Source organism: Polaromonas sp. YR568, assembly GCF_943369675.1.
Lineage (GTDB): Bacteria > Pseudomonadota > Gammaproteobacteria > Burkholderiales > Burkholderiaceae_C > Polaromonas.
In genome coordinates, this window is the sequence record NZ_CALROB020000077.1 from 1 (window position 1) to 11430 (window position 11430).

Sequence of the window (11430 nt, forward strand, 5' to 3'; positions counted from 1 at the left end):
CAAAGCCCGCTGATCAACGGCCTGAAGGCCGACGTCGCGCGGCAGGAGGCCAAGGTGCAGGAAGTCAGCGTGCGCCTGGGCGAGAACCATCCCGAGCGCCAGCGCGCCGAGTCCGAACTGGCGGCCCTCAAGAGCCGGCTGGCCAGCGAGACGGCGCGCATCAATGCGTCGATTGAAACGACCTACCGCGTCGGCAAGGACCGCGAGCGCGAACTGCAGGGAGCCGTCGGCGCGCAAAAGGCCCGTGTGCTGGCCCTGAACAAGCAGCGCGACGAACTCAACGTCTACCGCCGCGACGTCGAGTCGGCCCAGCGCGCCTATGAGGCCGTGAGCCAGAGCGCTTCGCAGACGCGGCTGCAAAGCCTGAGCAACCAGACCAACGTCGTGCGCCTGAATGTCGCGACGCCGCCGGCCGGACCGTCCAGCCCGCGTTTGCTGGTCAACCTGTTGATCGCCGCTTTCGGCGGCACGCTGCTGGGCGTTGCCTGCGCCTTGCTGCTGGAACTGGCCAACCGCCGCGTGCGCTCGGCCGAAGACCTGGTGCAGATGCTGGACCTGCCGGTGCTGGCCAGCATTTCGTCGAGCGCGGGCAGCGCCCGGCTCAGCGGTCCGCGCCGTCTGGCTTTGGGTCTTGGAGGATAAACAAGCATGAACAGAAACAACAACGCGACGGCGGTGCGCCCCGTTCCCCTGACCGTGCCCAGCAAACCGGCCACCGGCTCGGGCCGGGCCATGGGCATGATCCTGGTCGATGCCGGGCGGCTGTCGCCGCTGGATGCCGAGCGCATCCTGAATTTCCAGCGCGACCGCGGGGCCCGCTTCGGCGACTCCGGCAAGGCCCTGGGGCTGCTGACCGACGACGACGTGCGCTATGCGCTGTCGGTGCAGTTCGACTACCCCTATCTGGCGCGTGAAAGCAATTTAAGCCGCGAGTTGGTGGCGGCCTACCAGCCCGACAGCCAGCCGGTGGAGCAGCTGCGCGCCTTGCGCAGCCAGCTGATGCTGCGCTGGTTCGACACCGGCGCCGAGCGGCGCGGCCTGGCCATCGTCAGCGCCGGTTCCAAGGAAGGGCGCAGTTACATCGCGGCCAACCTGGCCATCGTGTTTTCGCAACTGGGCCAGCGCACCCTGCTGATCGATGCGGACATGCGCGCGCCGCGCCAGCACCAGCTGTTCAACCTCGGCAAAGGCGCGGGCCTGTCAGACATGCTGGCGGGCCGCGCCGGTGCGGAGGCCGTCGTCAGCGTGCCCGCGCTGCAGGATTTGTCGGTGCTGCCGGCGGGGGTCATCCCGCCCAACCCACAGGAGCTGCTGGGGCGGCAGGAGTTTTCCAGGTTGCTGCAGTCGCTGGGCCAGGATTTCGACATCATCATCATCGACACCCCGCCGGCCAGCGAATGCGCCGACGCCCACACGGTGGCGGTGCGCGCGGGCGCGGCTTTGGTGGTGGCGCGGCAGAACACCAGCTCGGTGCCGCAGATGACGCGCTTCACGCACAGCCTGCGCGAATTCGGCGTGGCCCTGGTGGGCTCGGTGCTCAATGATGCTTGAAGCGGTGCTTGAGTGTGTGCAGCACAGCCAGCGCGGCCGCGCCCAGCAGGCCGCCCGCAGCGTCTGCCGCCAGGTCGTACCAGCTTGCCGAGCGGCCCGGCAAAAACATCTGGTGCACCTCGTCCATGCCGCCCACCAACAGGGCTCCCGCGATGCAGCACAAGGCCATGCGCCAGCCGCGCATTCCGCCGGCCAGGCCCGCAGCCGCGCCAACTACGGCAAAGGTCAGCAGGTGGGCCAGCTTGTCCCAGGGCGCGGGGAACAGGCCCACGGCCACCGGCTGGGCGCCGGCGACGTACAGCACCGCGGCGCTCAGGGCGAGCGCCAGCCCCGCGAGGATGCGAATGCTGCGCTGGAAATTGTCGCGGGCGCTTGCGGTGGTGGTGTTCAACATGGGCCTGATTTTCTCATGGCCAAAGCCGGCGGGCAGGTGGGACCATGCTGAATCCCGCTGCCGGAGATACCCCCGACTGGCGCCGCCGCTGGTCGCTGCTGCTGGCCAAAATCGAGCGCGTGCAAAGCCCCGCCCAGGGGCAGGCGTTGCTGGCCGAGTTGAGCCATCCCACTGCACCCTCGGTGCTGGCCTTTGCGAATGCCCACGCGATGAACTCCATGGCCGTGTCCGCGCCTTTTTTTGAGGCCATGCAATCGGCCGACAGGGTGCTCAGGGACGGCTCGGGCATGGCGACGCTGTTCAAGATGCTGCGCATGGAACCGGGCCTCAACCTCAACGGCACCGACCTGATTCCCAAACTGATACACGCCTTCGACGGCCGCGGCATCGCGCTGTTCGGCACGCGTGATCCCTGGCTTGAGAAGGCCTGGAAGCGTGTGGGTGATGAACTCGCACCGCACAGCACCGTCATACACGCCAACGGTTTCCTCGATGCACAGGCCTATGCCCAGCTCGCGGCCGAACACCGGCCGGCGTTGATCGTGCTCGGCATGGGCATGCCGCGGCAGGAAGAAGTCGCAGCCCAGTTGCGCGGGGTGTTGGACTATCCCTGCCTGATCGTCTGCGGCGGTGCCATCATCGATTTCCTGGGCGGCAAGACGCCGCGCGCGCCGCTGTGGATGCGCAAGACGGGCACGGAGTGGGTCTATCGCCTGGCGCTGGAGCCACGCCGGCTGTTCCAGCGTTATGTGATCGGCAACCCGCTGTTTTTGACGCGGGCGTTGCGGTTGGCGTCGGTCAACCGGCGTTGAACAACCACTGACACCAAATCCGGCCTGGCAGTCCTGGCCAGGCGGCGCGACGATGACAGGAGGTTCCGCCAGAGACTCCAAAATTCAAAACACACACCATTCTTGTGTGGATCACAGTGACCGGGACTTTGATCGATTACAGACGCTTAAGAACGTTTTTCCCCAAGAGGCTGCGCAAGGCCGCCGGGTAGTTCATCGAGGTCTGCGTCAGGGCGATGTCAGAAACCTTGAGGGTGACCATGACAACCTTTCCTTGGAGTTGTTGCATGGTTTGCCGCACAGTGGGGTTGATCCATGTCCCGCAGCATCTCCTCAGCACATCCAGGAGAATTGTTTGTGAGGAAACAACGTATAGCTTGATCTGGGGCGCTGAATAAAGCAGTGCATGCATATAATTCCCGCGTGTCCAAACCCGCATCATCACGCTCCACCGCCTCCATTTGGGTGCGCTTGGCTGCGTGGCTGGCTTTTCTGGCTGTCTTGTCTGCGTTGGTGGCGCCAGTTGCCATGCTGGCGCAAGACGTGCGAACCGGCAAGCTTGGCGGCATTTGCAGCGTCAACACGGCCTCAACCGCCAGTGCCGATTCAGGAGACAGTGATGCACCGCAGTCCGGGTTGCGTTGCGATCTTTGCGCGTCTACAGGGCTGGTGTTGCCGCCCTTGCCCGTTGCCGCAATTCCGTGCTCTCCCAGCAGCCAGCTGATTGCAATTGATCATCCTGTCGCCGACAGTGCTGCAATACCCGGGCTGCCGTTCAGCCGCGGGCCCCCTGTACTTTGAATTGACTTGCCTCGTCTGAGGCATTCTCGCGTGCGCGACGGGCTGTCGCATGCGCCTGGCCGCATGCGCGGCTCTCAATTCTCAAGTGGGACACCATGGTACTTTCCCGTACGCGATTTTCCTTGTCTTTAAATGCCGTCTCGGCCTGGGCAGCAGAGGCTTGCGCCATCGCTGTTGCACAGGCTGCAGTTGAAGCCGAAGCGGCAACGCGGCCTCATCCCGCCATCAGGCCGGTCAAAAATTTTGAGCTAACCGTCGACCGCGGACAGGCAGGTCCGGGCCTATGAGCGATGCCATTTACTGGGAAGAAGTGAAGCTCGCCCTGTCACCCATGTCGGGGGCCGTGGCGGTGTTGGGTGCATGCCTCGCCGCAACCTTGACCCTGGTGGAAGTCATACCGCCTGCCAACGCCATGGGTGTGGGAGGGGATGCTCCCAGGGTTTGTAAGCAGTGCCGGAAGTCTGCCGTGATGCAGACCGGGCTGTTGTATGCCTCGGCCGTTGTTTCACACCGGGTTGTGTTGACCGAGCCTATTCTCCCCCTCGATCTGAAGGACTTGTTTTGAACTCCCAAACGACCCCCGCCAACCCCGAGTCGGCGTTGTACCGCCGTGTCTGGCGCTGGCATTTCTACGCCGGCCTGATCTGCCTGCCATTTCTCGCGATGATGGCGCTGACCGGTGCGCTCTATCTGTTCAAAGAACCGATTGAATCGCTCGTGTACGCGCAACTGCGCTTCACCGGGCAAACGTCGGAACCGGCGCTGGACGCCGAATCGCTGGTCGCGAAGGCAAGGGCGGCCGAACCCGGCGAGGCCGTCCGCTTTGTCGCACCCGCACGGCCCGGCCGCACCGCAGAAGTGGGCATCCGGACGGCTGGGGGCACTGTGGCGGTGTACCTGGATCCTGCGAGCGGCAGCGTACTGGGCCGCCTGCGCGACGACTTCAGGTTGATGGAAGTCGTCAAGCGCATCCATTCGCTTGCAATCGCCGGCACGGTTGCAAACTACTGGATCGAGGTGGTGGCCGGCTGGGCGATCGTGCTGGTTGTGTCCGGCGTCTTCCTGTGGTGGCCGCGCGGACGCTCAGGTGGGGCTTACAGCTTGCGCGGGCGCCCCGCGCAGCGCACCTGGTGGCGCGACCTGCACGCCGTCACCGGCGCCATCGCGGCCGCTGTCATCCTTTTTCTTGCGGTCACCGGCATGCCTTGGTCGGCTTTCTGGGGCCAACAGTTTGGCCGCATTACCAACGAGTGGGGCATCGGTTTGCCTCAATACCTGTGGGGGAAGCCGCAGTCCTTGCCTCCGATGGCGAACCTTGGCAGCGTGCCATGGACGCTCAGCCAGGCGCAGCTTCCGCGGTCGACGCTCCACGCGGAACATGCTGAACATGCGGGCCATGACGCCGGAGCGCCCCCGGCGCCGGCAACCGGGGGCGCTTCCTCCTCTATCGGACTGAATGAAGCCTTGCTCACCTTCGCCCGGCTGGGCCTGCCTGCGGGAACACCGGTAAGCCTGCCCGCCGGTCCGCGCGGGGCCTACACCGCGATGCTTTTTCCAGACGACGTCAGGGCCCAGCGTGTCGTTCACCTCGACCGGTATTCGGGGGCGGTGCTCGCCGATGTGGGATACGCGAACTACGGCATAGCGGGGCGCCTGGTCGAATGGGGCATCAACATCCACACCGGCGTGCAGTTTGGTTGGGTCAACCAGCTCGTGATGCTGGCCGGCTGCCTTGCCATCATCGCCCTGGCCATGTCCTCTGCCGTGATGTGGTGGAAGCGCCGACCGCGAGGCCGCCTGGCTGCGCCGCCGCGCCGGGCTGGTGACCGGGCTGCGATCGGCGCGGTCGCTGTCGCGGTATTGCTCGGCCTGCTCTACCCGCTGCTTGGCGCGTCGATGCTTGTGGCGCTGCTTGTCGATGCGGCTGTGCCGCGGCGCTGGCATGAACGCTTCGGCCTTTGAAATAGCGCGAACAATAATTTACTCAAGAAAAATTCCATGAAAAACCTGTCTACCGCCTCCGCGGCCCTGATCTTCATCGCGCTATCCGCACCGGAGATAGCGAATGCCCAGTCCACCTTGCCACTTGTGACCGTTACCGAAAGTCGTGACACGGGTGCACTGACCGTGCCCTACACGGAGAAGGCAACTGCCGACATCCGGCGCACGCCGGGCGGCGTCGAAGTCGTTCCTGACACCGACTTCAAGAACGGCCCCGCACAGACGATCAAGGACGTCCTCGCTTCGGTGCCCGGCGTGGTCACGCAGTCCAGGTGGGGTCCGGACGCGCGCCTGTCGATCCGGGGCTCCGGGTTGTCTCGTGCCTACGGCAATCGCGGCATCAATATGTACATGGACGGCATCCCGATCAACACCTCCGACGGTTTGTTTGACCTCTTCGAGATCGATCCGACCGCCTACCGCTATGTCGAGGTTTTCAAGGGCGCCAACGCGCTGCGCTACGGTGCCAACGCGCTGGGCGGAGCAATCAACTTCGTCACGCCGACCGGCCGGGATGCGTCACGGTTCGACGGGCGTGTTGATGTGGGCAGCTTCGGTTATCGCAGGGCGCAGGCAAGCACCGGCGCGGCCGATGGCCCCGTGGACTACTTCATCACCGCTTCCGCGGAGCGGTTCGACGGATTCCGCGACCACAGCAATGGCCATCAGGAGCGTCTGAGCGGCAACATCGGTTATCAATTCTCGCCGGATGCCGAAACGCGCTTTTACGTGAATGCGAACACATGGCGCTCTCGCCTGCCCGGCGAGGTAACCAAGACTGCGGCGTTGAACTCACCGAAGGATGCGGACGCCTATTTCGTCCTGGTCGATCAGCAGCGCAACATCGATTCGATGCGTGTTGCCAACAAAACCACGCTGCGCTTCGGTCCTACCACGGTGGACTTCGGCATCTTCGGCGCGCAGCGCCATGTAATGCACCCCATCTACCAGTGGCTGGACTACCGCGTCAATGATTACGGCGGTTTCGCGCGAGCCACTGATGACCGCTCCATAGGCGGCTTTCGCAATCGCCTGATCGCGGGGGTCAATGTGCACAACGGCTCGATCGACAACGAGCAGTTTGTCAATCTGCCAGGCGCCGTCAAGGGCGCGCTGGTCGCGTCCAACATCGACAAGTCGGAGAACATCTCGGCATATCTGGAGAACTCCTTCTTCATCCGTCCGGACGTCGCGCTCGTTGCCGGCGGGCAGTTCCAGCATGCGGTTCGCGAACGCCAGGACCGCTTCCTGTCCAATGGAGACCAGTCCGGCGGCCGTACCTACGACAACTTCAGCCCGAAGGTTGGCGTGTTGTGGGATGTCGATCCCGCGTGGCAGGTATTTGGCAACATTTCGCGCAGTGCCGAGGCGCCCACCTTTGACGCGAATTCGTTCGGGTCGACGGCGAGTTCGGCCGTTGACGCCCAAACCGCGACTACCTATGAAATCGGCACGCGCGGCAAGCGTGAGGACCTTACCTGGGACGTCTCCCTCTACCGCGCGGATATCGGGAAGGAACTGCAATGCCTGACGAGCCCTGCCACACCGGGTTCATGCACGGTGAGGAATGCCGACCGAACCGTGCACCAGGGAATCGAAGCGGGTTTTGGCCTTGCGTTTCTCAAGTCGGTCCTCGATAAAGGAGACCGGTTCTGGTTTAACGCTACCTACACCTACAACGATTTTTTCTTTGATGGCGACGCTCGCTACGGCAACAATCGCCTTCCCGGTGTCGCGCCGCACAATATTCGCGCCGAAGTGCTCTATAAACATCCGGGCGGTTTCTACGCGGGTCCGAACGTCGAATGGATGCCAAAAGCCTACTTCGCCGATAACGCCAATCAGGTAACGATAGATCCCTACAGGCTGTTGAATTTCAGGATCGGCTACGACAACCCGCGCGCGGGGTGGTCCGGCTACCTCGAAGCACGCAACCTGCTCAACAAGCGCTATATCTCCAGCACCGTGGTGGTCGAAACCGCCAATGCCGCATCGGCCTTGTTCAATCCGGGGAGCGGACGCAGCATCTACGGCGGCATGCGGTACAAGTGGTGAAGGTTGGATGATTTTCGGTTTGCTGCCGCGAGTTTCGGGCGCGACGCTTCGATGTAAACGCCTGAGTGTTCTGGCTGTTGTTGGCGAAAAAAAGGGGCATTAACCGGCATTGATGCCGGCATCCGCAGCTGTTGCCGGGTGACTGGCTTGAGGCACGGGCATTTCTTCCGCGTCGTAGCGGTTGTCCACATCCGGCGTGCAGTCGCGCCTGGCGATCTGCCCGGGGTTGCCCAGCACCACGCAATACGGCGGCACGTCTTCAAACACATAGGCGCCGCCGGCGATGCGGCTGCCCCTGCCGACGGTGACGCCGCCCACGATGATGGCGTGCGGGCCCACCCAGACTTCGTCTTCGATCACCGGGTACAGGCTGTGCCTGCGGCCTTGCGCGTCGATGTGGTCGCGCTGGCCCAGGGTGACGCCGTGGAACAGCGTGACGTTGCTGCCTATGCGCGCGCCGGCGTTGACGACGATGCCGCGGCCGTGCGTGAGCGCCAGCCCCGGGCCTATCGCGGTGCGCCAGGGAATTTCGATGCCGGCCATCTGGCTGACCATGCGGTAGAGCAGGCGCGCGGGGAGTACGGCCAGCCAGCGCCAACTGGCCGGCAGTTCGTTGGCGGCCTGGCACAGGCGCATCACGGCGAGCACGCGGAATGCCGGGTCCAGCAGGGCGGCTTTGAACGTGAGCTGGGCATCGGACTGCCCGTACTTTCTATGGGTGTCGGCTTTCAGGGCGTGCATATCATTTTGTCCAGGGCAGGTCGGCCGGCGGCGGCGGGCGCGTTGAACCACAAGGCGGAGTCGCGCATTGCGTCGGAGTAGGATGTCCACTGCACACCGAGCTGGCCGGTGGCGGCCTGTACGTCGAGGTGTATGTGCTGCGACCACAGGCCCAGCAGGCCGGGCGGCAGTGCGTCGGGCAGCTTGATGCTGTGATTGCCCAGCAACTTCAATGCGCGCTCGGCCGCCTTGAGCGGCGGCCCGCAGAGCCAGGCATCGAGCTGGAGCTGGCGGCGGCTGATGCGGCGCACGGGCGTGGCCTTGATTTCCAGGGCCAGGTCCACGAAGTAGTCGTTCCAGCGCGGGCTGTCGGGCGCCGCCAGGTTGAAGACCGGCATGTCGCCAGCCGCCAGCGGCAGCTGCAGCGCCAGCAGCAGGGCCTGGCAGACGTCGTCGACGTGGACCAGGTTGGCCCAGCCGTCGCCGGCGATGCCCAGGTCGCCCAGCCGCCCGGCGCGCAGCCAACGGCCTATGCGCCCCACCCATAGCTGGCTGCCGGGGCCGAAGACGCAGCCGGGCCGCAGCAATACGGCTTCGCCCCCGTGCTGCACGAAGTCGCGCATGGCGGCCTCGGCTTCGCATTTGGCCTTGCCGTACCAGCCCAGGTTGGGGCCCAGCGGCGCGTCTTCGCGGACGCTGCCTTCGGCTCCGCCGTAGACCGACATGGTGCTCAGGTGCACGATGCGCCGGCAGTCGGTTTGCAGCGCGGCCTGCACCAGCGCGCGCGCGCCGCCGGCAATCGAGGCCGCATCGCCCGCCACGCAGTTCACCACGGCGTCAAAGCCTTTCAGGGCCTGCGCCAGCTCGCGCGGGTCGCGGCTGTCGATCTCCAGCCAGGGGGTGTCGTTTCTCATGCGCCTCGACGCGCCCGTGGCATCGGCCCAGGGCGCGGCCCGCAGCATTTCCAGCAGGCGCGCGCCTATGTGGCCGGAAGCGCCCAATACCAGAATCTTCATGCGGCCTCCTTCATCTGCAGCGGCGAGCGTTCCGCGCGCAGCCGCCACGACAGATGGTCGCCGAGCCGTAGCGACATGGCGACCAGCGTCAGCGTCGGATTGGCCTGGCTGGAGGTCGGGAACACCGCGCTGCCGGCCACAAAGAGGTTGCGCACCGAATGCACGCGGCAATCGGCGTCGACCACGCTGCTGCGCGGGTCAATGCCCATGCGCGCCGTGCCGATGTGGTGGCCGCCGTAGGCGCCGAAGCGCATCAGGTCTTCTTCCAGCGTGTGGCGGTTGTAGTCGAAGCGGGCCTTGCCGCTGCGCGCGAATTCTTCGGCCATCACGTCCAGGCTGGCGCCCACGGAATCGATGTCGGCGCGGCTGTAGCGCCAGTCCACCTTGATGCGCGGCATGCCCAGCGCATCGACGCCGTCGGCCAGCGTGACCCGGCTGTGCGGCTGGGGGATCTGCTCGCCATGCACTTCCAGGCTGAAGCGGTTGCTGCGGTTGCGCAGGATCACCGAGGGGAATTTGCGGTCCGCCAGGGTGCGCCTGGTGAGCCAGTGCGCCAGGAAGGCGGTGGTGTCCAGCGGGTCGGCGACGACGTTGAGCAGGTGCCGCGCATACACGCCGGCCGAGGGCGGCGCGCCGTCCTTGAGGCGCTTGCTGTATTCGTAGCTGATCATCTTGCGGGCGAGGAAGAGGCCCGACAGCACGCCGCTGCGGTGCGCCGGGTCGGTGATGCGCGGAAAGTGCAGGCGCGCCACCGCGTTGGCCAGGCCCAGGCGTTTTTGCTCGGCGGCCACCACCGAGAGGCGGCGCCGGCAATAAATGCCTTCGGGTGAGATTTCATAACCGTGGCGCACGTTGCGCGTGGGGCCGTGCACCGTCAGCGTGCCGACGTTGCCGGCGATGTGGCACATGTAATAGCGGCCGACCACGTCGTGCTGGTTGCCCACGCCCTGCGGCGCAACGTCGCGCGAAGCCAGCAGCAGGCGCGCGGTCTCCAGCCCGCCTGTGGCCACCACCGTGTGGCGCGCGGCAACGGTGAACTGCGTGCCGGCCAGCGTGCGCACATCGAGTTCGCGCAGGGCCTGTCCGTCCGCTTGCAGCCGCAGCGCGGTGCAGTTGGCGCCCAGCAAGACTTCGAGCGTGGGCGCCAGCGCCAGCCGCTTCGTATAGCGGCTGCCGAAATGGGTGGGGCAGGAAAAGCGCTCCAGTCCGTTGCTGAGCACACGCGTGCTGTCGAAACCGGCGATCAGCGGGCCGGTGCCCGGGTCCAGCGCCTCATCCGCGTCATAGAGGAAGCGCCCGGCTTCGGCCAGCGCATTGGCACGCGGGTAATACGGCAGCAGGTCGTCATACGAGAGCGGCCAGCCGCTGTGCGGAATGTGGGCGCGGGTTTCAAAATCAATCGGGTCGAAAGGCATGCAGCGCCCGCCCCAGATGGCGGACGAGCCGCCCAGCCGCCGCTGCCGGTATTTGCCGGGCGGGCTGTGCAATTGCTCGTCGGCCACTTCGCCTTCATACAGGTCTTGCGTGGGCGCGTCTGCCTGCAACTTGCCTGATTCGAGCAGCAGCACGGCATGCCCCTGGTCGCTGAGCGACAGTGCCAGCGCGATGCCGGCCGGGCCGCCGCCGACCACGCAGACGTCTGCCTCCAGGCGGCTGCCATTCGGGATGCTGTTGGCGTCGCGGATCATGCGCCGCCTTCCTGTGCGGGCGCGGGACGCAGCGGCTTGCCGGCCACGCCGAAATCGCGCTGGTGGATGTGGGCCACGCTGGAGAAGAAGCGCGCGATCGAAAATTTCTGTTCGTACAGCGCGCGGCCGTTACGCTCCAGCGCGGCGCGCAACTCGCCATCCTGCAACACGCGGCGCAAGCCGGCCGCGATGCCGGCGACATCGCCGGGCTGGACAAAGCAGGCATTGCTGCCGTCGGTGAGCACCGAGGGGATTTCACCCACCGGGCTGCACACCACGGCAACGCCGTTGGCCAGCGCTTCCAGGATCACCAGCGGCAGGCCTTCGTCATAAGACGGCAAGACCAGCAGGTCGGCGCGCGCCATCAGCCGCGCCACCTGCTGCTGGTCCGACCAGCCGGCAAAACGCACAAA

At 65.5% G+C, this 11430-nt stretch carries 13 protein-coding genes; 7 read left to right on the forward strand and 6 right to left on the reverse strand.

Going from position 1 to position 11430, the window contains the following annotated elements; all coding sequences use genetic code 11:
* Together ACLV8F_RS24155 and epsG are read left to right on the forward strand one after the other, a co-directional pair.
* The coding region (locus ACLV8F_RS24155; protein WP_411886736.1) for a GNVR domain-containing protein at window positions 1-642 on the forward strand (642 nt) is incomplete at its 5' end.
* Between the two features lie 6 nt (window positions 643-648).
* Window positions 649-1551: a chain length determinant protein tyrosine kinase EpsG gene (gene epsG, locus ACLV8F_RS24160; protein ID WP_411886737.1), complete on the forward strand. Its 903-nt coding sequence runs from the start codon at window positions 649-651 to the stop codon at window positions 1549-1551.
* Here the strand turns inward: epsG and ACLV8F_RS24165 are convergent.
* Window positions 1538-1945, reverse strand: a complete 408-nt coding sequence (locus ACLV8F_RS24165; protein WP_411886738.1) for a VanZ family protein — start codon at window positions 1943-1945, stop codon at window positions 1538-1540. The two genes, epsG and ACLV8F_RS24165, sit on opposite strands and share 14 nt — an antisense overlap.
* Before the next feature lie 44 nt (window positions 1946-1989).
* On the opposite strand from ACLV8F_RS24165, the gene ACLV8F_RS24170 reads away from it, so the two are divergent.
* Window positions 1990-2757: a WecB/TagA/CpsF family glycosyltransferase gene (locus tag ACLV8F_RS24170; RefSeq protein WP_411886739.1), complete on the forward strand. Its 768-nt coding sequence runs from the start codon at window positions 1990-1992 to the stop codon at window positions 2755-2757.
* A gap of 136 nt (window positions 2758-2893) precedes the next feature.
* Here ACLV8F_RS24170 and ACLV8F_RS24175 read toward each other — a convergent pair whose 3' ends face one another.
* Window positions 2894-3025, reverse strand: coding sequence for a hypothetical protein (locus ACLV8F_RS24175; RefSeq protein ID WP_411886740.1), 132 nt, complete (start codon window positions 3023-3025; stop codon window positions 2894-2896).
* Window positions 3026-3201: 176 nt separating this feature from the next.
* Between ACLV8F_RS24175 and ACLV8F_RS24180 the strand changes: the two genes are divergently transcribed.
* From ACLV8F_RS24180 to ACLV8F_RS24195, 4 genes are all read left to right on the forward strand, one after another.
* A complete protein-coding gene (locus ACLV8F_RS24180; RefSeq protein WP_411886747.1) occupies window positions 3202-3537 on the forward strand; it encodes a DUF2946 family protein in 336 nt (111 codons plus the stop codon).
* A gap of 283 nt (window positions 3538-3820) precedes the next feature.
* On the forward strand, window positions 3821-4102 hold the full coding sequence (locus tag ACLV8F_RS24185) for a hypothetical protein (protein ID WP_411886741.1): 282 nt from the start codon (window positions 3821-3823) through the stop codon (window positions 4100-4102).
* The gene (locus ACLV8F_RS24190; RefSeq protein ID WP_411886742.1) at window positions 4099-5499 is read left to right on the forward strand and encodes a PepSY-associated TM helix domain-containing protein; all 1401 of its coding nucleotides are present in this window, start codon (window positions 4099-4101) and stop codon (window positions 5497-5499) included. Before ACLV8F_RS24185 ends, ACLV8F_RS24190 begins: the two co-directional genes overlap by 4 nt.
* 36 nt (window positions 5500-5535) lie before the next feature.
* Window positions 5536-7593, forward strand: coding sequence for a TonB-dependent receptor family protein (locus tag ACLV8F_RS24195; RefSeq protein ID WP_411881527.1), 2058 nt, complete (start codon window positions 5536-5538; stop codon window positions 7591-7593).
* 99 nt (window positions 7594-7692) lie between these two features.
* Here ACLV8F_RS24195 and ACLV8F_RS24200 read toward each other — a convergent pair whose 3' ends face one another.
* From ACLV8F_RS24200 to ACLV8F_RS24215, 4 genes are all read right to left on the reverse strand, one after another.
* Window positions 7693-8334, reverse strand: coding sequence for a serine O-acetyltransferase (locus ACLV8F_RS24200; RefSeq protein WP_411886743.1), 642 nt, complete (start codon window positions 8332-8334; stop codon window positions 7693-7695).
* Complete coding sequence (locus ACLV8F_RS24205) at window positions 8322-9329, reverse strand: NAD-dependent epimerase/dehydratase family protein (RefSeq protein WP_411886744.1); 1008 nt, start codon at window positions 9327-9329, stop codon at window positions 8322-8324. The genes ACLV8F_RS24200 and ACLV8F_RS24205 overlap by 13 nt, the downstream gene beginning before the upstream one ends.
* On the reverse strand, window positions 9326-11017 hold the full coding sequence (locus ACLV8F_RS24210) for an FAD-dependent oxidoreductase (protein WP_411886745.1): 1692 nt from the start codon (window positions 11015-11017) through the stop codon (window positions 9326-9328). The genes ACLV8F_RS24205 and ACLV8F_RS24210 overlap by 4 nt, the downstream gene beginning before the upstream one ends.
* Window positions 11014-11430 (reverse strand): glycosyltransferase family 4 protein (locus ACLV8F_RS24215; protein WP_411886746.1); only part of this gene is annotated, 417 nt, incomplete at its 5' end. The genes ACLV8F_RS24210 and ACLV8F_RS24215, both read right to left, overlap by 4 nt.